The sequence below is a fragment of the Roseibium polysiphoniae genome (genome assembly GCF_014842925.1).
Classification (GTDB): Bacteria; Pseudomonadota; Alphaproteobacteria; order Rhizobiales; family Stappiaceae; genus Roseibium; species Roseibium polysiphoniae.
The window spans coordinates 547,270-568,340 of the sequence record NZ_JACYXJ010000002.1 but is presented as its reverse complement, the minus strand read 5'-3'; the positions used below and the strand labels follow the sequence as shown (position 1 = coordinate 568,340).

19 protein-coding genes, 1 pseudogene and 1 riboswitch are annotated in these 21,071 nt (G+C 58.0%); of the genes and pseudogenes, 7 read left to right on the top strand and 13 right to left on the bottom strand.

What is annotated here, in order from left to right; translation table 11 throughout:
* Positions 1 to 113 precede the first annotated feature (113 nt).
* From IG617_RS06315 to IG617_RS06295, 5 genes are all read left to right on the top strand, one after another.
* The gene (locus IG617_RS06315; RefSeq protein ID WP_192108334.1) at positions 114 to 1,208 is read left to right on the top strand and encodes an ABC transporter ATP-binding protein; all 1,095 of its coding nucleotides are present in this window, start codon (positions 114 to 116) and stop codon (positions 1,206 to 1,208) included.
* Positions 1,209 to 1,302: 94 nt separating this feature from the next.
* Positions 1,303 to 2,403, top strand: coding sequence for an extracellular solute-binding protein (locus tag IG617_RS06310; RefSeq protein ID WP_192108332.1), 1,101 nt, complete (start codon positions 1,303 to 1,305; stop codon positions 2,401 to 2,403).
* Positions 2,404 to 2,478: 75 nt separating this feature from the next.
* A complete protein-coding gene (locus IG617_RS06305; RefSeq protein WP_192108331.1) occupies positions 2,479 to 3,741 on the top strand; it encodes an ABC transporter permease in 1,263 nt (420 codons plus the stop codon).
* A gap of 10 nt (positions 3,742 to 3,751) precedes the next feature.
* Positions 3,752 to 4,606, top strand: a complete 855-nt coding sequence (locus IG617_RS06300; RefSeq protein ID WP_192108329.1) for an ABC transporter permease — start codon at positions 3,752 to 3,754, stop codon at positions 4,604 to 4,606.
* Between the two features lie 169 nt (positions 4,607 to 4,775).
* Entirely contained in the window at positions 4,776 to 6,005 is a 1,230-nt protein-coding gene (locus IG617_RS06295; protein WP_192108327.1) for a M24 family metallopeptidase, read from the top strand.
* A gap of 30 nt (positions 6,006 to 6,035) precedes the next feature.
* On the opposite strand, the gene IG617_RS06290 is transcribed toward IG617_RS06295, so the two are convergent.
* The 3 genes from IG617_RS06290 to hisD are packed head-to-tail and all read right to left on the bottom strand — an operon-like array spanning position 6,036 to position 9,129.
* Positions 6,036 to 7,055: a LacI family DNA-binding transcriptional regulator gene (locus tag IG617_RS06290; protein WP_192108325.1), complete on the bottom strand. Its 1,020-nt coding sequence runs from the start codon at positions 7,053 to 7,055 to the stop codon at positions 6,036 to 6,038.
* Complete coding sequence (locus IG617_RS06285; protein ID WP_192108323.1) at positions 7,055 to 7,822, bottom strand: SDR family NAD(P)-dependent oxidoreductase; 768 nt, start codon at positions 7,820 to 7,822, stop codon at positions 7,055 to 7,057. Before IG617_RS06285 ends, IG617_RS06290 begins: the two co-directional genes overlap by 1 nt.
* Positions 7,819 to 9,129 carry a histidinol dehydrogenase gene (gene hisD / locus IG617_RS06280; protein ID WP_192108321.1) on the bottom strand — a complete coding sequence of 437 codons (1,311 nt, stop codon included), beginning with the start codon at positions 9,127 to 9,129 and terminating at the stop codon, positions 7,819 to 7,821. The genes IG617_RS06285 and hisD overlap by 4 nt, the downstream gene beginning before the upstream one ends.
* Positions 9,130 to 9,366: 237 nt before the next feature.
* On the opposite strand from hisD, the gene IG617_RS06275 reads away from it, so the two are divergent.
* Complete coding sequence (locus IG617_RS06275; protein ID WP_192108319.1) at positions 9,367 to 10,146, top strand: aldolase/citrate lyase family protein; 780 nt, start codon at positions 9,367 to 9,369, stop codon at positions 10,144 to 10,146.
* 85 nt (positions 10,147 to 10,231) lie between these two features.
* Here the strand turns inward: IG617_RS06275 and IG617_RS06270 are convergent.
* The 9 genes and pseudogenes from IG617_RS06270 to IG617_RS06230 form a co-directional block, all read right to left on the bottom strand.
* Positions 10,232 to 10,584, bottom strand: a pseudogene (locus IG617_RS06270) (RidA family protein).
* Between the two features lie 35 nt (positions 10,585 to 10,619).
* Complete coding sequence (locus tag IG617_RS06265) at positions 10,620 to 11,720, bottom strand: NAD(P)/FAD-dependent oxidoreductase (RefSeq protein ID WP_192108317.1); 1,101 nt, start codon at positions 11,718 to 11,720, stop codon at positions 10,620 to 10,622.
* Between the two features lie 143 nt (positions 11,721 to 11,863).
* On the bottom strand, positions 11,864 to 12,070 hold the full coding sequence (locus IG617_RS06260; protein WP_192108315.1) for a hypothetical protein: 207 nt from the start codon (positions 12,068 to 12,070) through the stop codon (positions 11,864 to 11,866).
* Entirely contained in the window at positions 12,067 to 12,534 is a 468-nt protein-coding gene (locus IG617_RS06255; RefSeq protein ID WP_192108313.1) for a hypothetical protein, read from the bottom strand. The genes IG617_RS06260 and IG617_RS06255 overlap by 4 nt, the downstream gene beginning before the upstream one ends.
* Before the next feature lie 5 nt (positions 12,535 to 12,539).
* Positions 12,540 to 13,778: an agmatinase family protein gene (locus tag IG617_RS06250; protein ID WP_209008289.1), complete on the bottom strand. Its 1,239-nt coding sequence runs from the start codon at positions 13,776 to 13,778 to the stop codon at positions 12,540 to 12,542.
* A gap of 16 nt (positions 13,779 to 13,794) precedes the next feature.
* Positions 13,795 to 14,592, bottom strand: coding sequence for an ABC transporter ATP-binding protein (locus tag IG617_RS06245; protein WP_338109942.1), 798 nt, complete (start codon positions 14,590 to 14,592; stop codon positions 13,795 to 13,797).
* Entirely contained in the window at positions 14,589 to 15,410 is an 822-nt protein-coding gene (locus tag IG617_RS06240; protein WP_192108311.1) for an ABC transporter permease, read from the bottom strand. Before IG617_RS06240 ends, IG617_RS06245 begins: the two co-directional genes overlap by 4 nt.
* Positions 15,411 to 15,480: 70 nt before the next feature.
* A complete protein-coding gene (locus tag IG617_RS06235) occupies positions 15,481 to 16,548 on the bottom strand; it encodes a putative urea ABC transporter substrate-binding protein (RefSeq protein ID WP_338109946.1) in 1,068 nt (355 codons plus the stop codon).
* A gap of 105 nt (positions 16,549 to 16,653) precedes the next feature.
* Positions 16,654 to 16,789: riboswitch (guanidine-I (ykkC/yxkD leader) on the bottom strand.
* A gap of 256 nt (positions 16,790 to 17,045) precedes the next feature.
* Positions 17,046 to 17,798 (bottom strand): SDR family NAD(P)-dependent oxidoreductase, encoded by a 753-nt coding sequence (locus tag IG617_RS06230; protein WP_192108307.1) that lies wholly within the window; start codon positions 17,796 to 17,798, stop codon positions 17,046 to 17,048.
* A gap of 179 nt (positions 17,799 to 17,977) precedes the next feature.
* On the opposite strand from IG617_RS06230, the gene aptA reads away from it, so the two are divergent.
* The gene (aptA, locus tag IG617_RS06225) at positions 17,978 to 19,297 is read left to right on the top strand and encodes an omega-aminotransferase AptA (RefSeq protein WP_209008288.1); all 1,320 of its coding nucleotides are present in this window, start codon (positions 17,978 to 17,980) and stop codon (positions 19,295 to 19,297) included.
* Between the two features lie 27 nt (positions 19,298 to 19,324).
* Here aptA and IG617_RS06220 read toward each other — a convergent pair whose 3' ends face one another.
* On the bottom strand, positions 19,325 to 20,827 hold the full coding sequence (locus IG617_RS06220) for an aminotransferase-like domain-containing protein (RefSeq protein ID WP_192108305.1): 1,503 nt from the start codon (positions 20,825 to 20,827) through the stop codon (positions 19,325 to 19,327).
* Positions 20,828 to 21,071: the final 244 nt, after the last annotated feature.

Genomic DNA, 21,071 nt, shown 5'->3' with positions numbered 1-21,071 from the left:
TTAATTTGTTTTGATCATGTCAACTTCGAGGAACGTCGCTGCCGCACCAGCACGTCCCAGAGGAAATTTTTGCCTTCCGGCAATTAAAAATGAAAAAGGGTGTTGGGGATCTTATGCCATCAAATCGAGGCGCGTCCGTTCGCTATGAGAACGTCCAAAAGAGTTATGACGGCGAAATCCTGGTCGTAAAAAACCTCAACCTCGACATTCCCCCCGGAGAGTTCCTCACCATGCTTGGGCCGTCTGGCTCCGGCAAGACCACTTGCCTCATGATGCTCGCAGGCTTCGAGCCCGCGACCCATGGCGAGATCTTTCTGAATGACCGGCCGATCAACAACGTGCCGCCGCATAAGCGGGGCATCGGCATGGTGTTCCAGAACTACGCCCTCTTCCCGCATATGAGCGTCGCCGAAAATCTTGCCTTCCCGCTTCAGGTGCGAAACGTCGGCAAGGCCGAGCAGGAAGAAAAGGTCAAACGCGCGCTCGAAATGGTCGAGCTTGGCGATTTCGGCAATCGCCGTCCGGCCCAGCTCTCCGGAGGTCAGCAACAGCGTGTCGCTGTGGCGCGCGCATTGGTCTTCGATCCTGAACTGGTGCTCATGGATGAGCCTCTCGGCGCGCTGGACAAGCAGCTGCGCGAGCAGATGCAGTACGAGATCAAGCACATTCACGAAAACCTCGGTGTGACGGTGGTCTATGTGACCCATGACCAGACCGAAGCGCTGACAATGTCCGACCGGGTGGCCGTGTTCAACGATGGCGTCATCCAGCAGCTGTCGACGCCAGACAGCCTCTATGAGGACCCGCAGAATTCCTTCGTTGCCCAATTCATCGGCGAAAACAACAAGCTCAGCGGCAAGGTCATTGGCGTATCCGGCAATGAGTGCCTCGTGGAACTGGACGACGGCACCCAGCTGAAAGCGGACAAGGTCAACGTCAACGCGGTCGGCGATCGCACCACCTTGTCGCTTCGGCCTGAGCGGGTCGAGTTCGAGCCCGCCTCCTCCATGGAAAATCTCGTTCAGGGCCGTATCGAGGAACTCATCTACCTCGGCGATCACATCCGGGTTCGGATGAGTGTCGCGGGCAATGACGAATTCATCGTCAAGGTGAGAAACCGCGGTGAACGGCGCAAGCTCGAAACCGGCGAAACCGTGCCCATCGGCTGGGCCATCAATGATTGCAAGGCGCTCGACGCCGTCGCTTGAAGATCACAGGCCGACCCGAATAAGTCGGGCTTCGGCCGTGAGTAGACGGACCCGTACTACGTCCGTTCAAACCAGAAAGAGGGAGCTAACTATCATGAAGCTCAAGTCAACAATTCTCGCAGGCACCGCAGTGGCCCTGCTCGGTTCCTCTGCTTTAGCAGCAGACATGACCATCGTCTCCTGGGGTGGCGCATACTCTGCTTCGCAGAACAACGCCTACCACAAGCCCTACATGGAAATGAATCCGGACGTGAACATCATCAATGATGAATCGTCCGCTGAAGCCGTCGCCAAGCTGCGCGCCATGAACGAAGCCGGCAACATCACCTGGGACCTGGTTGACGTCGTCGCATCCGACGCAATCCGTCTTTGTGACGAAGGCCTCGCCCTGGAAATCAACCCGGACACCGATCTCGCAGCTGCTCCAGATGGAACGCCTGCTTCGGAAGACTTCGGCGATCTCCTGGTCTCCGAGTGCTTCATTCCGCAGATCGTTTACTCCACCACATTCGGCTTCCGCTCGGATATCGCTGAGTGGAACGGCAAAGAGCCGGACGACATCTGTGACGTCTTCGACCTGGAAACATTCCCGGGCAAGCGTTCGCTCGAAAAGCGTCCGATCAACAACGTTGAATGGGCTCTCCTGTGCGACGGCGTTGCAAAGGAAGACGTCTATGACGTTCTGGAAACCGAAGAAGGTCTCGACCGCGCACTCGCAAAGCTCGACACCATCAAGGATCAGGTCGTTTGGTGGTCCGCTGGTGCGGAAACGCCTCAGCTCCTGGCCGACAAGGAAGTCGTGATCGGCTCCACATACAACGGTCGTTTGTTCGCTCTGATCGAAGAGCAGAAGCAGCCGGTCAAAATGCTTTGGGACGCTCAGGTGTTCGATCTGGACGGCTGGATTGTTCCTGCCGGCCTGCCGGATGACCGCAAGGCAGCCGTAATGGAATACGTCAAGTTCGCAACAGACACACAGCGTCTTGCGGACCAGGCCAAATACATCAGCTACGGCCCTGCACGTGCGTCTTCCGCACCGCTCGTCGGCAAGCATGCTGACCTCGGCATCGACATGGCACCGCATATGCCAACCGATCCGAACAACGCCAAGAACACCTTCCTGTACAACTACGAATGGTGGGCTGATTACCGCGACGATCTGGATGCAAAATTCCAGGCTTGGCTCGCCAAGTAAGTCTCGCAAAAACATCCGGATGAGGGCACGTCCCTCATCCGGACTTCCTCATTATGAGCTGAAAGAATTGAATTCATGAGCGAAACCGCCACAGAGCAGGTTCTGACAACCAAGGACGGCAGGCCCCTGAAAGCAAGCCTCGCCAGGGCCTTGCGCCGTGAGAAACTTCGAGCCCTCGTTCTGATCGCGCCGCTCCTGATCTTTGTCCTTCTGACCTTCGTCGCGCCGATCGCCGACATGCTGTTTAGGTCCGTAGAAAACAGCATCGTGGAAGATACGCTGCCGCAGACAGTCAACGCCTTGCAGGACTGGGATCCGTCTTCCGGCGAAGTACCAGGTGAGCCGGTCTTTGCCGCACTCGCTGCCGATCTGCAGGTGGCGGTCGATCTGAAGACCCATACCCGGCTAGGGTCCCGCCTGAACTATGAAAAGACCGGCATCTCAAGTCTGTTCCGCAAGACCGGACGCCGCGTCAAGAAGATGACTGAACCGCCCTACAAGGAGCAGTTCCTCAAGGCGGACAAGAAATGGGGTCAGGTCGACACCTGGCAAACCCTGAAACAATTCTCGCCGCGCTACACCGACGGCTACTTCCTGTCCTCGCTTGATGCTGAGCGCACTTCGGAGGGGCTCCAGATGAAGCCCGAGGACGAGCAGATCTACCTGCTTCTCTTTGGCAGGACGATGATGCTCTCAATCGCGATCACCGTGTCTTGCCTGTTGCTTGGATACCCAATCGCCTTCCTCCTCGCGCAGCTTCCTCTACGCACGTCGAACCTCTTAATGATCCTGGTGCTTTTGCCCTTCTGGACGTCACTTCTGGTCAGAACGTCGGCCTGGAAGGTGCTCTTGCAGCAGCAGGGTGTGATCAATGACTTCCTTGTCTGGATCGGACTGATTTCCGACGCCAATCGCCTCGTCATGATCAACAACCAGACCGGCACGATCATCGCGATGACGCATATTCTGCTGCCTTTCATGATCCTGCCGCTCTATTCGGTCATGAAAACGATCTCTCCAACATATGTCCGTGCGGCCAAGAGCCTTGGCGCCACGGACTGGACAGCCTTCTGGCGGGTCTATTTCCCTCAGTCGGTTCCTGGAATTGGCGCCGGAGCAGTTCTCGTCTTCATTCTTGCGATCGGCTATTACATCACGCCGGAACTGGTGGGTGGCACGTCGGGCATCTTCATCTCGAACCGGATCGCCTACCATATTTCCAGTTCATTGAACTGGGGCTTGGCAGCTGCCCTTGGCACCCTGCTTCTGGCGGCCGTGATGATCCTCTTTATCGTCTACGACAAGATCGTCGGTATCGACAACGTGAAGCTCGGATAGGGAGAGAACCATGAGCGCACTACCTCCCTATGCCTCCACGGGCCAGAAAGTGTGGCACTACACCTTCCGCGTTGCCTGCGGCCTGATCTTCTTCTTCCTGATCTTCCCGATCCTGGTGATCCTCCCGCTCAGCTTCAATGCGCAGGACTTCTTCACCTTCACCAAGGAGATGCTGGCGTTCAAACCGGAAGGCTATTCCTTCAAGCACTATCAGGACTTCTTCACCAACCCTGACTGGCAACAGGCACTGAAGAACTCGGTCATGATCGCACCTGCCGCAACGATCCTGGCAACAAGCTTTGGAACACTCGCCGCAATCGGTCTGTCCCGTCCGCATGTGCCTTATCGTTCGGCCATCATGGCGATCCTGATCTCACCGATGATCGTTCCGCTGATCATTTCGGCGGCCGGAATGTATTTCTTCTATTCCCGCATCGGTCTTCAGGGCACCTACTGGGGCGTCGTGCTCGCTCACGCCGCCCTTGGCACACCGTTCGTCATCATCACGGTCACGGCAACGCTCGTCGGCTTCGATCAGTCCCTGGTTCGCGCTGCGGCCAGCATGGGCGCCAACCCCGTTACCACCTTTTTCAAGGTGCAGATGCCGCTGATCATCCCGGGCGTTGTCTCCGGCGGACTTTTCGCCTTCATCACGTCTTTCGATGAAGTCGTCGTCGTGCTGTTTCTCGGCTCGGCCGGCCAAAAGACCTTGCCCTGGCAGATGTTCACCGGCTTGCGAGAGCAGATATCTCCGACAATTCTGGCCGTTGCATCCCTCATGGTCGCCATATCGATTGTCCTTCTGACCGTTCTCGAGGGCCTTAGACGACGGTCCGAGCGTCTGCGGGGTCTTTCCCCGGGCTAAACACCTATTTCCGTATCCCTGCGGGGACCGATGGCGGAACGCCAGCTATCGGGAAGAAGCGCGAGAGGCGCAACTTCGGCGGACCGACAATTCAATCAGGGCCTGGCGGGCCGGCTTCCTTGCGAAGCCGGCCCGTTTTCCGTTTACGGCCCCAAGCAAGGAGTGGCAAATGAGTGCAGATATGATCCGCGTCTATGAAATGGAAAATGGCGCGAAGGCCTATTCCCCCTTTTCCGATGGCGAAATGGACAGCCGTCAGGCAGGACTGCGAAAGACAATGGAGGCGCGCAAGCTGGATGCCTGCCTCCTCACCTCCTACCACAACATCTGTTATTTCTCAGGCTTCCTCTATTGCGCCTTTGGGCGCAACTACGGCTTCCTTGTCACGGCTGACGAAGCGACAACCATCTCCGCCGGGATCGATGGTGGTCAGCCCTGGAGGCGCACCCACGGCGATGCGCTGACCTACACCGACTGGCGCAAGGACAACTTCTTTTACGCGATCCAGTCGCTGTTGAAGCTGCCCGGGGCCACGGTTCGGCGTATCGGCATCGAGTTCGACCATGTGTCGCTCGACATCAAGACCAAGCTGGAGGCCGCACTACCAGGTGTCGAACTCGTCGACATCGCAGCCGACGTCATGATGCAAAGAACCATCAAGAGCGCAGAAGAACATGCTCTGATCCGCGAAGGCGCGCGGATCTGCGACCTGGGCGGCCAGACAGTCTATGACGCCGTGCAGGCAGGCGTGCCGGAACATGAGGTGGCCATCGCGTCGACCAACGCCATGATCCGTGAAATCGCCGCCAGCTTCCTCGATGTCGAACTCATGGACACCTGGACCTGGTTCCAATCCGGCATCAACACCGACGGCGCTCATAACCCTGTCACCAACAAGCGCATTGAAGCTGGCGACATTCTCAGCCTCAACTGCTTCCCGATGATCTTCGGCTACTACACGGCCCTTGAACGCACACTCTTCTGCGAGCGTGCCACTTCGGAGGAACTGAAGCTCTGGGAGATCAACTGTGATGTGCACCGCGCGGGCCTTGAGCTTATCCAACCGGGCGCCAAGTGCAGTGACATTGCCAAGACGTTGAACGAGATCTACCTCAGCCACGATCTCCTGAAATATCGCAGCTTTGGATACGGCCACTCCTTCGGCGTGCTCTCGCATTATTACGGCCGAGAAGCCGCCGTTGAGCTGCGCGAAGACATCGACACGGTTCTTGAGCCCGGAATGGTCGTCTCCATGGAGCCCATGATCATGGTCCCCGAGGGAGAACCGGGCGCCGGCGGCTACCGGGAGCACGACATTCTGATCGTCGGCGAGGATGGCGCCGACAACATCACGGGCTTCCCCTTCGGCCCCGAGCACAACATCGTGCCCGCGCGCTAGGGCCGAACGATCACATAAAAATGCCGGGGGTCAGGCGGATCCCCGGCGGATGAGCCGACCTGCCAGCCGCTCGTGGGTCGCAGGAAGCTCTTCTTTTTTGATCCTGGCCAACAACTGGTTCACCGTAGCCAAGACCATATCGTCCAGCGACTGGCTGACCGTCGTCAGATTGTAGGACGGCCAGCCGGCCATCGGCACATCGTCATAGCCAACCACGGACACCTCATCTGGTATCTGGAGCTTCAGCTCGAAGCGAAGGACGTCCATGACGGCAAACGCCATGTGGTCGTTGGCGACAAAGACCGCATCGGGCCGCTCCCCTCGTGGCACGTTAAAGAGCCGTCTAGCTGCCCCGACAGCTCCGTCACGGGTAAAATCGCCACATGCTTCAGCAAACAGACATGTGCCGCGCTCCGCCAGTCGCTCCTTGAATCCTTCGGCTCGCTCCCTTGCGGTCGACGACCCTGACCATCCGGAAATATGTGCAATCCGCTCACGACCGGACGTCACAAAGAGGTCTGCAACCTGTCTTGCGCCGCCGCGATTGTCAGAGGTCACCTCGCAGAGATCCGGATGCCCTTGCCCCCTGTTGAACAGGACCGCCGGGACGCCGGACCGCGTGCACTTCAAGGCAACGTCATCAGAAAGCCCGACAGAGGCCGCAACAATGCCGTCGACCTGATAGTCTAGAAGGTCCTGCACGACCCGATCGGTCTCCCCTTCGTCACGGGACACCATAAAGACCAGGATACGATAGCCCTTGGCCTGAAATGCCTTTGAAAGCCGTGCCAGTGCCTCCGGATAGAACTGGTTTTCCAGATAGGAAACCAGAAGGCCGATAATGCGGGACCGTCCGGTGATCAGCGACCGTGCAAGCACATTCGGCCTGTAGCCGAGCTCATCAGCCGCTTTCTGAACTTTTTCCGCCATCAGCGGCGAGACAGATGTGCCCGGAGTAAAAACCCGGCTCACCGCCGACTGACTGACCCCTGCACGCTTAGCAACGTCATGTGCCGTGACCCGTACACCCTTCGTCACACCACCTGACATCAGTCAGCCGTCCATCCGCCATCCACCATCATCGCCGTGCCGGTGACCAGCGACGACGCGTCACTGGCCAGGTAAAGCACGGCGCCCATGATGTCTTCGACTGTACCCGTCCGGCCAAGCTTGATCTTTTCCTCGACCCACTTGACCCGTTCCGGATTGTCGAACGTCGCTTCAGTGAAGGGCGTCCTGATAAAGGTTGGACAGACTGTATTAACCCGGATCTGGGAGCTTCCCCACTCCAGCGCCATCGCCTTTGTGAAGCCCTCGACCGCAAACTTGGACGCACAATAGACGGCACGATCGACCCCGCCCACGTGGCCCATTTGCGACGAGATCGTAATCAGCGATCCGGGACGTTCGTTTGAGATCAGCTCCTTGGCGACGGCTTGGGCGAGGAAGTAGGCCCCGCGCAGGTTCACCTCCATCACGGCATCGAAGTCCTCGGGCGAGGTCTCTACAGCTGACGAATGACGCGCAAGTCCGGCACTGTTGACCAGAATGTCGAAAGGACCATTTGCAGAAACAGTCGCAGCCGTCGCTTCCACGTCGGCGATATCGAGCTGCAGCGCCTCGGCAGACCAGCCTTGCTCGGACATCGCGGCCACGATCTGCTCGAGCTTTTCAACCCGGCGTGCGCCCAGCACGACATGTGCCCCCGCTTCTGCAAGAGCGCTGGCACAGGCAAACCCGATACCCGAGGACGCACCGGCAACCAGCGCTTTCTTGCCGGGAAGGCTGAAGGACGGCGTCTTTGGCAGTTCAATCATTCAGCCGCCTCCCCAAAGGGTACATTCTTGCCGCCATACCTGCGCACACGCACATTGGCCTGTTCGGCGTGACCGACAAATCCCTCCAGCATGCACAGACGGGAGCAATATTCACCGATCCGCACGGCTGCCTCGTCTGTCAGGATTTTCTGATAGCTGTGTGTTTTCAGAAACTTGCCGACCCAGAGCCCGCCTGTATAGCGGCCTGCCTTTCGGGTCGGCAGCGTGTGGTTGGTCCCAATCACCTTGTCGCCATTGGCCACATTGGTCCGCGGGCCCAGAAACAGCGCACCGTAGGATGTCATCTTCTCGAGAAACCAGTCGTCGCGATCGGTCATCACCTGAACATGCTCTGACGCGATCTCGTTCGCCACATCAAGCATCTCGTCATAGGTGGTACACAGGATCACTTCGCCATAATCTCTCCAGGAAACAGACGCCGTATCGGCCGTCGGCAAGATGCTCAAAAGACGCTCAACCTCCGCGAGGGTCCCTTCGGCAAGCTTTCGAGAGTTTGTTACCAAGACCGCCGGAGAATCGTAGCCATGCTCCGCCTGACCAAGGAGGTCGGTCGCGCAAAGTTCTGCATCAACCGTCTCGTCGGCAATCACCATGGTTTCCGTCGGGCCGGCGAAGAGATCGATCCCCACCTTGCCAAAGAGCTGACGCTTGGCCTCGGCGACAAACGCATTGCCCGGACCGACAAGCATATGAACGGGGTCCAGTGTCTCCGTGCCGAGCGCCATGGCGCCGACGGCCTGAATACCGCCCAGAACATGGATCTCATGGGCACCCGCCAGATGCATGGCGGCAATCACCGCCGGATTGGGCTTGCCCTTGAACGGCGGTGTCGCCGCGACGATCCTTGGCACACCGGCAACCGATGCCGTCAGCACCGACATATGAGCCGAGGCAACCAGTGGAAACTTGCCGCCTGGCACATAACAACCAACAGACTGGACAGGAATGTTCTTATGGCCAAGGATCACGCCAGGTTCCGTCTCGATTTCGATGTCGGTCATCGACGCCCTTTGCGCTTCGGCGAACCGCCGCACCTGCGCCTGGGCAAAACGGATGTCTTCGAGATCACGTGGACTGACCTGCGCAATCAGCTCGTCAATCTCCTGTTGGGACAGTCGAAAGCTGGCAGGCGCATAGCCGTCAAACTTTTCGGCAAGTTCTCTGACCGCCGCATCGCCGCGTGCGCAAATATCGGCCAAGGCGGTTTCCACAATCTTGCGAACCTTGGCATCATCCACCGACCGTTCGGCCTCCAGCTTGCCCGACTTCAGATATTCGACACCCATACGATGCTCCCTCAGATGCTGTCTGATCGCTTAAAAGCTCAAACGCTTCATTGAGAGCTAACATCGTTTGCATACGTATGCAAATAAGATGATAATCGCCCAAACCAACGTTATGGGCGGGAGGAGATGGTTGAGCTGTCATTCTCTCGCCGAGCTGGAATAGCGCTTCCGATCGGCTATGCTCACGCACAAAGCCAGTGTCACAACCATAGACCAGACAATTTGAAAAGGACTGACATGCCCGCCCCTCAGAACACCTTCAAGGCAGCCCTTAAACGCGGCGAAGCGCAAATGGGCTGTTGGATGGGCCTCGCCGATGCCTATGTCGCCGAGATCACGGCAACAGCCGGCTTCGACTGGGTGCTGATCGATGGCGAACATGCGCCAAACGACCTTCGGTCCATTTTGAGCCAGCTGAGAACCGTTCAGGCAAGCAGCAGTCACCCGGTCGTTCGTCTGCCGGTCGGCGAAACCTGGATGATCAAACAGGCCCTTGATATCGGCGCGCAATCTTTGCTGATCCCCATGGTCGAGAGCCTTGCACAAGCCGAGGACCTTGTGGCTGCTGTCCATTACCCGCCGAAGGGCACCCGAGGGGTCGGCGCTGCGCTCGGCCGCGCCTCCCGCTTTGGGGCGATTGAGGACTATGCAACAACGGCAGATGCGCAGATATGCCTGCTCCTGCAGGTTGAAAACCTCGCGGGACTTGCCGAATTGGACGATTTTTTGAAACTCGACGGCGTGGACGGGGTCTTCATTGGCCCAGCAGATCTGTCGGCCGATATGGGCTTCCTCGGCAATGCGATGCATCCAAAGGTCATTGAAACGATCAATGACGCGATAACCCGCATCAAAAACGCAGGCAAAGCCCCCGGCATCCTGACGACAGATCCTGCATTTCAGAAGAGTTGCCTTGATCTCGGCGCAAGCTTTGTTGCGACAGACGTTGATGTCTTCCGCTTCGCCAATGCAATTCGGCAGGCCGCAAGTGATGCCAAGGCCCTGCGCGGCGGCTAATGCGTTTGCCCGCCAACAGCTTATGAAATTCGCTAAATAGAAAAGGCCGGGACAGAAAATGCCCCGGCCTTTTGGTCAAGCCGCGTTAGTCGTTCAAGGCCGCGACAATGATGATCTCGACCTTGTGCTCGGACGTTGCAAGTGCAGATTCGCCGGTCGCACGTGCAGGGGCATTTTCAGGATCGACCCAGGCATCCCAAACCGCATTCATCTCGGCAAAGTCATCCATTGACGCAAGCCAGATGGTCGCCTGCAGCAGACGGGATTTGTCGGTGCCGGCCTTCGCCAGCATATCGTCAACTTTCGCCAAAACCGTCTTGGTCTGGTCCGTGACGCTTTCACCCGGTGTCCCGACCTGGCCCGCGCATGAGCCAGGCCGTTGTGAACAACGGCCTGGCTCATGCGCGGGCCTTTGTCGAGGCGTTGAATATCAGTCATGTGATGTCCTTTCGTGGAAACCCGGCCAGCAGGCGTCAGCCCTGGAACCGGCTCGGGTGAAGTGAGGTCAAAATCTCGCGAGACAGGGAAGAACTCTTCCCAAGGCAAAGATCGGCAGCCAGCTGTGACAGTGCGGGAGCCGTTTGAACGCCGTACCCGCCCTGCCCGGCCAGCCAGAGGAAACCGTCCACCTCTGGTGCAAAGCCCACAACGGGTGTGCGATCGGGCGCAAAGGTTCGAAGACCTGCCCAGGTGTGCTCCAGGCGCTTCACCTGAAGATCAGCTGCCTGTTCGGCGCGATAGATACCCTCGGCGAGAACCATATCGTCCGGCCAGGCATCATGTGGTTCCACCGGATCTTCATCCGCTGGCGAAACCATGAACTTGCCCGCATCCGGCTTGATGTACCAGTCCTCGGCGGCACTCGCGACAAGCGGCCAATGATTGGGCGCCAGGCCGGGGGGCGGCGCAATGATTGCCGCACTCCGGCGCAATGCGGACAAACCGACCTTGTCGACCTCGGCGAGTGCTGCGACCTGATCGGCCCAGGCACCTGCCGCATTGACAACGACAGGCGCCTGAAAACGGCCCGCTGGCGTCTCAATCTGCCAAAGGTTCTCATGCCGCTGAATGCCGGTCACCGCGGCATTCGTCACGAGCTCGGCCCCGTGCCTGCGCGCGAGCTTGAGAAAGCCCTGCAGAAGCCGGTCTACATCGATGTCCTGCGCGGCTTTTTCAAAGGCTGCAGCCTGCACCCAGTCACGTCGCAACAGGGGAAAAAGCTCGATCGCTTCTGATGCGTCAAGACGCTCCAGTCCGTCGGAACCGTCCAGATAGGATTCAAGACTTGTGATACCGGCCTCATCAGCGACAATCATTTCGCCGCGTGGCGTGAGCAGTGAGCTGTCGCTGATGCCCGCAGGTTCAGACAGAACCGGCTCGGAGGCCGCATTCAGCGCCCGCAACGTGGCATTGCCGTAGTTACGGATGTAGATCGCCGCCGACCGCCCGGTCGCATGCCGCGCGGGCGCGTCTTCCATTTCGAGAATGACGACTGATGCCTCAGGAGCGATGCGCGCTGCGGCCCCGATCCCGGCGATACCTCCGCCGATGATGATGACATCTGCCGTTTTCATGACTTGCTCTGAAATGTTCGAAGGTGTCCGAGAGATTCGAGGCGAAGACCTCACCCGGCAATCTCACGCTTCGAGATCCATTAGACAAGTCACAAGTCATGCTTTCCCGCCGCGGATATCAAAAATCGCGGCGGGAACTACGCTTATCGTTTGGAAACCCGCCACCAGATGAGTGTCGCCAAAAGCACACCACCAGCGGCGACCACCGCCATATGGAGGGGGGATGACAGGAGATGCGTCGCGGCCTCACGCAAATGCACCTCGCCATGGTCGCCCGAATGCGCCAGGGCTGGCGAGATTGCCGCAAGGCTGGCGGCTGCAGTCAAGAGATGGGTCGTAACCGTTTTCATGGATTTGTTTCTCCGCTTTCAATGCGCTCCCGCAGAATGTCGACCAGATCAACATCTGCGCGTTCGCTCAAAGACACATAGGTGAAGGTCATAGTCTCACGCTGGGAGACCATGTTGCCGGGGAACGGCATATAGACCAGCTCACGCGATGCAAAAGCAGGCGATGCAGTGCCGATCTGCCAGTTGGATGCAATGGCCGCGTCAACGAGATTAAGCGTCAGGCCATCGCTTCCCGGTTTCTGAAAGGGAATGCCCGAAAGCCTCAGGTAGCTGATCTTGTCTTCAGCCGACCTAAAGCCGTCGACAAAGCTTGTCGCCAGCACCTGAAGTTCTTCGGTCTTTTCGTGATTTGACGTGCCATGGACATGCGAATGCAGATGATCATGTCCGTGGCCATGATTGTGCCCAGGACCATGATCGTGATGATCATGGCTATGAGGATGGTGGTGATGAGCATGTGCCATGACGATCACCCCACGTCCGGACCAGCCGGAATGGACACCGGCTTGTCGATGATCGATTTGTGCGAGCCCATTTTACCGTGGGACACCAACGTTCCCAGCACATCAACGATGACCCGCGTCGCCAGAAGCGCGGTGATATCGGAGCAATCGTAAGGCGGCGACACCTCGACAACTTCGAGCCCACAGATCCCTTCCTTGGCGACAAGAGAGACGAGCTCAAGCGCTTCGCGGGGCAGAAAACCACCGGGCTCCGGCCAGCCTGTTCCCGGAACGAAACCGCAGTCCACGCTGTCGATATCGAACGAAATATAGACGGCATCCGCGTCCTTCCAGGCCAGCTCCAACGCTCTGGCCGCCGTTTCGGCCAGACCAAGCTCCTCGACATCGCGCATGGTGAAGATGTTGGTGTTGCGCTCACGGGCAACCTCGACGCCTTCGCGCGGCACCTGCCAGCCACCGATACCCACCTGAACAAGGTTGACCGCAGGCACATTCGCCAGATCAGTTGCGTGGAACCATGGCGTCGTATGCATCCGCTCATCGAGATCCTTTTCCTGGATGTCGATATGACGGTCGAAGTGGACGATGCCAATACGCTTGGAGGTGCACTGCGCGATCCCGCGCACGCATGGAAAGCCAATAGAATGGTCCCCGCCGATCATGATCGGCAGCGCCCCGGACGAAACCACATGGGACACCGCGCGCGTAATCTGGTCGAAGGTCTTTTCGATATTGGCTGGGATGGTGAAGACATCGCCGACATCGCAAAGGGTCATCTGCTCGCGCAGGTCCACGCCCATCTCGTAGTTATAGGGCGTGTAAAGCGCGGAAATCTTGCGCACGCCCTGCGGACCAAACCGCGTGCCTGGCCGATAAGTCGTGCCGCCGTCAAAAGGAATGCCGATGACCGCCGCATCATAGGCACCAACCTGTGTGACATCCTCGATGTAAGGCGCCTTCAAAAACGTGTTGATGCCGGCATAATGCGGCAGCTCGCCCCGGGCAAATGTCGGGATCGACTTGTCGTTGATGGACTCGGCCCCCGTAAGCCCCATCCTCAGAGCCCACTGTTTCTCCTTCTCCCAGGCGGCGGATGGCAGCAAAGCTTCCTTTTCTGCCGATTTCCAACCACGCAGCTGCAGCTTGTCGAAGTCGGGGTGATGCTGCCGCGAAGGCTCGCGAACACCTATCTGGCCAGCGGCCTTGCTTCGGGTCACAGGCCCCTGGTTGTCGAACGTGGTCATGAAGGTTCTCCCTTTCTCAGCTGTCTGCAGCAGTGTTTGGTTTCTCGCCAGAGGCCAAGGCGACCAGATCGGCGTCGCCCCGGTCATTGGCCTTGATCGGCAAGTCGTAGGTGATGGTCGCGCCATAAGCCTCAGGTGCCTGGGGGTCGTGGCGTACCTTGTCGAAGACCAGAAGCCTGGTTCCGAGCTTGAAGGCTTCATGGATGTCGTGTGTCACCATGAAGATCGTCATGTTGAGCTCGCGCCAGAGATCATGAAGAAGTTCGTGCATGTCGGCGCGGATACCCGGATCCAGAGCGCCGAAGGGTTCATCCAGAAGAAGGACTTTCGGCCGCTTGATCAGTGCCTGGGCAATGGCGAGACGTTGTTGCATGCCGCCGGAAAGCTGCGCCGGGTAACGGTTGGCTGCCTGATTGAGCCCGATACGTTCAAGCAGCGGTTCAATCTCGCATAGCGCCTCTTTTCGAGCAGAACCGAACAGTCGGCCCGTGATTGGAGAGGCCTCGAACTCGTTCGCCAGGATCAGGTTTTCTGCCACAGTGAGATGCGGAAACACTGAATACCGCTGAAAAACGATACCCCGGTCAGGTGTCGGCTCTTCCGGCAATGGCGTACCGTCGAGAAGGATCTTCCCGCGAGAGGCCCTCTCCTGGGAAAGCAACAGTCTCAAAAAGGTTGACTTTCCGCACCCGGACGCACCAACGATGGTGCAAAAGCTGCCTTCGCTGACATCGAGGCTCACCCGTTCGAGGATCGGAGCGCCATCGTAGCTCATGAACAGATTTTGGACTGAAAGCTTGGTCTCGTGGGTCACAGGCTGTCTCTTTCCAGATGGTTCCAGGAGAAAGCACGTTTCGAAAGCGCAAGCAGAAGCCGATCGAGAACGAAGGCCAGAAGGGTGATCCAGACGACGTATGTCAGGATCACATCCATCGCCAAATAGCGGCGCACGAGAAAGATCCGGTAGCCGAGCCCGGAGGTGGAGGCGATAGCCTCGGCCGAAATCAGGAAGATCCACGCCGGCACGAGACTTAATCTCAGACAAGAGATCACCTTTGGCAGGACCTGCGGCAGGACGAGCCGCGTGATCATCTGCCAGACTGACGCGCCGAGTGTTTCGGCCTTGATGATCATCTCTCGCGGGATATCGAGCACCGACTGAGCGGTGTAGCGGATCATGACAGGCGCTGTACCAATCACGATCAGGGCGATTTTGGAAACTTCCCCGAGGCCGAAAGAGATGAATAGAATGGGCAGAATTGTGATCGGCGGAATCAGAGAGAAGGTTGCCAGGAACGGCGCAAGTGAAGAGCGGACATGCGGAATGAAACCGATCGCAATGCCGAGTGTTATGGCAAGCAGGCTGGCAACCGCCATGCCAACACCAAGGCGCATGAGGCTGTCGAACGTATCCAGCCACAAAAGCAGATCACCTGAGCGCCGGTCCGGCACAAAGGCCATTCGCCAGAAGGCTTCGCCCATCTTCTCCAGCGACGGCAGCAGCTTGTCTGCAGGGTTTTCCAGCCGTCGATAGTGGCTCGCGACCGCATAGGCAATGATCACGCCTGCGAAAGGCACAATGCCGAGCGCAAGAGACGTCAGCCGACCGGGTCTCAGATTGATGATCCGCATGAGAAAGCCTTTCCGTTGACCCGGCTCAGCACTGTCGCGCCAAGCCGGGTACCGGTTTCATGGAATGGGCTTAGAGGCTGCCGTCAGCAGCCATCTTCATGAAGGATGTATCGAACCGCAGTTTGACGTTGCCCTCGTCGCCGAAGACCGATCCGTCCGGGAAGGCCACTCCGACGAACTCAGGGCTCGGAGCCCCCTCACCGAGGATCCCGTTGTCGAAGAGGAATTCGGCAACGAACTTCATCGTGTCCGGCAATTCGTCGGATTCAGTGAAGGCGACGGCCTCAGCAGGCGCATAGAACATCTTGGTTGTCGCCAGCTGCGCGTCATAACCTGGCAAATCCGTGCCAGATGCTTCGGCCATGGCGGTACGAGCCGCGGCGCCCTCATCGCTGTCCGAGGACATCAGGGTCATGAGTTCATACCAAGCGCCAGTGAGCGCCTTGCCGAACGCCGGATTGTCCGCGAGCGTCTCGGTGTTGACCATCATGACGTCGATGATCTCGCCCGGGATACCGGAACTGTCGAAGACCTTGGTCGCATTGGCCTCCGCTTCGATTTCGGAAAGCAGCGGGTTCCAGGTCACAACCGACGTCACATCATCCGTTGCATAGGCCGCAATCATGTCCGCGTCGGACGTGTTGACGACGGTCAGGTCTTTTTCGCTCAGCCCGACGGTATCGAGCGCGCGGGCGAGCAAATAGTGGGACACCGAAAGCTCAACGAGGTTGACCGTCTGGCCCTTGATCTCGGCAAGTTCCGTCTTGTCTTTCAGGATAATGCCGTCGTTGCCGTTGGAATAATCGCCCACGATCAGCGCCGTCGTATCGACACCGCCGCCGGCGGGGATGGACAACGCATCCATGTTGGTCATGGAGCAGCCGTCATATTGTCCGGCCGTGTACTGGTTGATGGATTCCACATAGTCGTTGATTTGAACGATATCGACGGAGATATCGTATTTATCGGCCCATTTTTTCATGATGCCGCTGTCCTGTAGATAGCCCCAGGGCATCCAACCGACATAGATGGACCAGCAGACCGAAAAATCGGTCTTTTCCGCAGCAAGGGCGGATGGTGTGGCAAGCGGCATGGCAACGGCCGCGGCAAGGCAGAGGGATTTGGCGAAAGTCCGGATCATGGCTGTACGCGTCTCCTGTCTTGGCCGCCTCATCGGGCAGCCGTTGAAAGAGGCTTTCGCGCACATCCGGGAGAAGGTCTGCGCGCGCAAACCTGTGCAGTGGTCTCCCGGGTTTTTGTCCCGCCGTGTCACCGGACTATGAGCGATCTGAAGATCACGTGTCCGGCGTGCGCCTCTCGGTCCTGTGTTTGATCTTCAAGTTTCGGAAGATCAAACCGGATCCCTAGGCGCGCTGCACGAGTTGGTAAAAGCAATAGCCGTGCCAGATCGCATTGCCTGCGGATTTATCGCAGTAAAACCAAAGTTTAGCGTCGTTTTATTTGTGTGACGGGTGCAGATAAAATTTCATTCGCATGAAGTCGCACGACCATAAACTGTGCATTCTGAGAATTATTTTGCCGAAAGTTTCAACAGTGCGGTGAACATAGGAATAATTGCCATGCCGGCCATGGGCTGATGCGGAACCTTTTCATCAGCCCATGGGTCAGTGGGCGCTAACTTGGGTCGCGGGCAATTTGCCAACCACCCCAGGACTGGCTGACCGGCATCACCTCGAGCGAGTTGATGTTGATGTGCTTGGGCTGGGTCGCCACCCAGAAAATGGTATTGGCAATGTCTTCAGGTTGGATCGCATGCGCGCCGCCATAAAGCGCGTCATAGGCTTCCTTGTTGCCGCCAGTCCGGACCATTGTGAACTCGCTCTCGCAGAGCCCCGGTTCGATCGACGTCACGCGCACACCCTTGCCATGCAGGTCCGACCGCAGACCGAGAGAAAACTGACGCAGGAATGCTTTGGTCCCGGCATAGACGTTCCCCCCCGGATAGGGCCAGGTGGCGGCGATAGAAGATAGGTTCACAATCATTCCCTTGCGCGCGATGAGCATCGGCAACAGCAGGTCAGTGATCGTCAAAAGGCCCGTGACATTCGTGTCGACCATGGTCTTCCAATCCGAAAGCTTGGTCTCGGGAGCGGAGGCGGTTCCAAGCGCAAGGCCAGCGTTATTGACGAGAACATCAATTTCCTTGAACGCCTCAGGAAGACTTTCAAGCGCAGACTTGGTCGCATCTTCGTCTGTAATGTCGAAAACCAGACCGTAAAAGCTCTCACCCAGCTCAGCCTTCAATTCCTCCAGGCGCTCAGCCCTGCGTCCCGTCCCGATCACCAGCCAGCCATTTTGCGCGAAGAGCCGCGCCGTGGCCGCGCCAAAACCGGATGTGGTGCCCGTGATGAGAATAGTGCCAGTCATGGCGAAGCTCCTGCGTGGTTGCAAAGTTTGTCGCACCTTAGTCCCGGCGCCATTGCAGACAATACCCAAAAGTCGCCTCTCGCGTTCTGGCCCTTATGAATTTGGCTTCTGGATCTAAAGTCGGCAGACGAGAGAGTTCTAACTGGGCGAAAGAGTATATTTCAAAGGATCGCCCTGCCATGACCCAGATGCCCGTCAACATGGATCACCATTGGTTGCCGTTTTCCAACAACCGCCTGTTCCATGCCGAGCCCCAGATGTTTGAAAGCGCAAAGGGCGTGAAATACTGGACACCAGAAGGCCGTGAAGTTCTCGATGGTTCCTCCGGGCTTTTCACCTGTGCCGCTGGTCATGGGCGCAGCGAGATTGCCGAAGCGGTTTACGAGCAAATCCAGAAGCTCGACTACACGCCTCATTTCCAACGCGCTGCGCCGATCTCATTCGAATTGGCGGAAAAGCTTAGCGGTCTACTGCCAGAGGGCTTGGACCGTATCTTCTTCGCCTCATCCGGATCGGAAGCTGTCGACAGCGCGATCAAGATTTGCCTTGCCTATCACAAGGCGAATGGTGACCCTCAGCGGACCAAGCTGGTCTCACGTGCCTGGGGCTATCACGGTGTGAACCTTGGCGGAACGTCGCTCGCCGGCATGGTCGGCAACCGGCGGGACTTTGGCGGAATTACCTGCGACGTCGTTCATATGCGCCACACATGGAACGAAGACCAGAGATACACGCGCGGCCAGCCCGAAGATGGCGCTCACTTGGCGGACGATCTTGAGGCGATCTGCCAGACCTATGGTGGAGAAACCATTGCGGCCGTCTTCGTCGAGCCGATCGCCGGCTCAATTGGCACCATCGTACCGCCCGTTGGCTACTTGAAACGGCTGCGCGAAATCGCGGACAAATACGGCATCCTGCTGGTCTTTGATGAGGTCATCACCGGCTTCGGCCGAACCGGTGCGGCCTTCGCAAGCCAGGAGTTCGGCGTAACACCTGACGTCATGACCATGGCAAAGGCGCTGACCAACGGCGCAATTCCAATGAGCGCCGTGGCGGTCAAGACAGAGATCCAGACGCGGGTAATTCAATCCATCACCGCGGACCGGCCAGAGTTGATGCATGGATACACCTACTCGGCACACCCCGTCGCCTGCGCTGCCGCATTGGCCACCTTGAAGATCTACGAGGATGATCGGCTGTTCGAGCGTGGCAAAGCCCTTTCGGACACCTTCCTGGATCTGGTGTATTCACTGCGCAACCTGCCTCAGGTCACCGATCTGCGCGGCTATGGCATGATGTCGGGCATCCAGTTGAAACCAGGCGCCGCACCGGGTGAAAAAGGCTCGATCGTCCAGCGCCGCCTCTTTGACGAAGGGCTACACGTAAAGGCCACCGGCGACGCGCTCATCTTCGCGCCTGCCCTGGTCTCTACGGAGGAAGAGCTGACGCAAATGACCGCAATCCTGCAAAAAACCCTCGGCGACGCAGAACTGGCCTAAGCCCGGTACAAGAAAAAGTTCGGTAGCTTAGGCAGACCGTTTATTAAGTCGGTCAAGCTGCCGGACAAGTTGACCCAGACGCTCAAATCCTTCCGCAATCTGCTCAGGGCCCACGGCACCAAATCCGAGGCGGATACAATTGCCCGGCGCCTTGCCGTTCAAATAGTGCACGTCTCCGGGCTCAATCAGAATGCTCTGCTCTGCCGCTTTTGCCTGCAGCTCGCGCGCATCAACGTTATCCGGCAGCTCCAGCCAGATCGCCGATCCGCCTGTCGTTTGGGTGACGTCGCACATCGGCAAATGACGCTCGAGCGAACGAAACACCGTTTTCCATTTCTGCGACAAAACCTTGCGCTGCCGGCGAATGTGGGCGTCATAGTGCCCCTCCGCAAGAAACAGAGCCAGTGCTCGCTGCTCCTGCGCCGGTGGGTGGCGGTACATCAAACGACGCAGCGCGCGCAATTCACGGATGATTTCGGGGCTTGCAGCAATGAAGCCCGCCCGCAGCCCGGGGAAAAGCGGCTTTGACAGACTGCCGATGTGAACCACCCGCCCCGACCGGTCAAAACACTTCAACGCCGGTCTCTGCGCGCCGACGAAATTCAGCTCGTGCTCGTAGTTGTCTTCAAGAATAACAAAGTCATGCTTCTCGGAGGCAGCTATAAGCGCCAGCCTGCGCTCCATCGACATGGTCACACTGGTCGGCGACTGGTGCCCGGGCGTCACATAGACAAGACTTGCGCCTTCAAGGTCATCGCTCACGCGCATGCCATTCGCGTCGACCCGATGGCCGGTCAAACTTGCCCCCAGAGATTCGAAGATGTTGCGCGCGTCGACATATCCGGGATCCTCAACGTCGACTCGCATGCCCTCATGGCAAAATAGCCTCCCCGTCAGATAGATGCCGTTCTGCGCGCCTACCGTAAGCAGGATACTGCTCGGATCGGCACGAAAGCCCCGCTGCGGCAAGATTCGCCGGATGATCTGATCGACCAGCATGGGGTCATCGTCGTCAACAAGGTCCGAAATCCAGCTAGGCGCATGTTGGGCCGTCCCGGCCAGCCTTACACAGTCCCGCCACCTGGCGACCGAAATTTTGTCCGGCAGAATCTGACCGTAGATGAACGGAAAGTCATAGGACCGCCAATCCGCCGGCTTGTTGATACTGCGCTGGCCAGAATAGCTGTACTTCAAACGTCCCTGCAGATCGAAAGGCGTCGCCTCAGACGGCAACCCCTCCTTGAGCTTTGCGTCCTGACGAATATTGAGTTGTTCCCTGATCGTCCGCTCATTGATGAAATACCCCCGCCGATTGACTGGCGTCAGGTATCCATCTTCCGCGAGGCGCTCATAGACAAGCGACACCGTATTGCGGGAAACATTGATCGCTTCCGCAAGGCTGCGGGTTGCCGGCAGAGGTTCATGCAGAGGCCAGATACCCGCCAGAATCGCCTCGATCAACCGCTCCTGGATCTGGTGCTGAAGCCGACGCCCCGGATCGAAGGGTTTATCGAAATAGGTTTCTAACATGTTGTTTTGCCAATTCGAACGTAACGACAACAAGCCATCTCACAGAACGCGATCATCGCGCCATTCCCGCTGATTTCATAGGCAAATCACCCGGCTGGCTCCATAGTTTTATGCCCCTGGCTCTAATAGGCCATTTTGCACCGCAATAGTCTTTGTTCCCGACGTTGTCAGATCCGCGGGCGTTTCAAGACCCAGACCATAATGGTGGCCGACATCGTTCCAGATTTTTCCGTCCGGAGGACCG

What these genes read in the sequence shown, in the direction of transcription:
- IG617_RS06315 (WP_192108334.1), top strand. Translation starts at nt 114, where the DNA reads ATGCCATCAAATCGAGGCGCGTCCGTTCGCTATGAGAACGTCCAAAAG.
- IG617_RS06310 (WP_192108332.1), top strand. Translation starts at nt 1,303, where the DNA reads ATGAAGCTCAAGTCAACAATTCTCGCAGGCACCGCAGTGGCCCTGCTC.
- IG617_RS06305 (WP_192108331.1), top strand. Translation starts at nt 2,479, where the DNA reads ATGAGCGAAACCGCCACAGAGCAGGTTCTGACAACCAAGGACGGCAGG.
- IG617_RS06300 (WP_192108329.1), top strand. Translation starts at nt 3,752, where the DNA reads ATGAGCGCACTACCTCCCTATGCCTCCACGGGCCAGAAAGTGTGGCAC.
- IG617_RS06295 (WP_192108327.1), top strand. Translation starts at nt 4,776, where the DNA reads ATGAGTGCAGATATGATCCGCGTCTATGAAATGGAAAATGGCGCGAAG.
- IG617_RS06290 (WP_192108325.1), bottom strand. Translation starts at nt 7,055, where the DNA reads ATGTCAGGTGGTGTGACGAAGGGTGTACGGGTCACGGCACATGACGTT.
- IG617_RS06285 (WP_192108323.1), bottom strand. Translation starts at nt 7,822, where the DNA reads ATGATTGAACTGCCAAAGACGCCGTCCTTCAGCCTTCCCGGCAAGAAA.
- hisD (WP_192108321.1), bottom strand. Translation starts at nt 9,129, where the DNA reads ATGGGTGTCGAATATCTGAAGTCGGGCAAGCTGGAGGCCGAACGGTCG.
- IG617_RS06275 (WP_192108319.1), top strand. Translation starts at nt 9,367, where the DNA reads ATGCCCGCCCCTCAGAACACCTTCAAGGCAGCCCTTAAACGCGGCGAA.
- IG617_RS06265 (WP_192108317.1), bottom strand. Translation starts at nt 11,720, where the DNA reads ATGAAAACGGCAGATGTCATCATCATCGGCGGAGGTATCGCCGGGATC.
- IG617_RS06260 (WP_192108315.1), bottom strand. Translation starts at nt 12,070, where the DNA reads ATGAAAACGGTTACGACCCATCTCTTGACTGCAGCCGCCAGCCTTGCG.
- IG617_RS06255 (WP_192108313.1), bottom strand. Translation starts at nt 12,534, where the DNA reads ATGGCACATGCTCATCACCACCATCCTCATAGCCATGATCATCACGAT.
- IG617_RS06250 (WP_209008289.1), bottom strand. Translation starts at nt 13,778, where the DNA reads ATGACCACGTTCGACAACCAGGGGCCTGTGACCCGAAGCAAGGCCGCT.
- IG617_RS06240 (WP_192108311.1), bottom strand. Translation starts at nt 15,410, where the DNA reads ATGCGGATCATCAATCTGAGACCCGGTCGGCTGACGTCTCTTGCGCTC.
- IG617_RS06230 (WP_192108307.1), bottom strand. Translation starts at nt 17,798, where the DNA reads ATGACTGGCACTATTCTCATCACGGGCACCACATCCGGTTTTGGCGCG.
- aptA (WP_209008288.1), top strand. Translation starts at nt 17,978, where the DNA reads ATGACCCAGATGCCCGTCAACATGGATCACCATTGGTTGCCGTTTTCC.
- IG617_RS06220 (WP_192108305.1), bottom strand. Translation starts at nt 20,827, where the DNA reads ATGTTAGAAACCTATTTCGATAAACCCTTCGATCCGGGGCGTCGGCTT.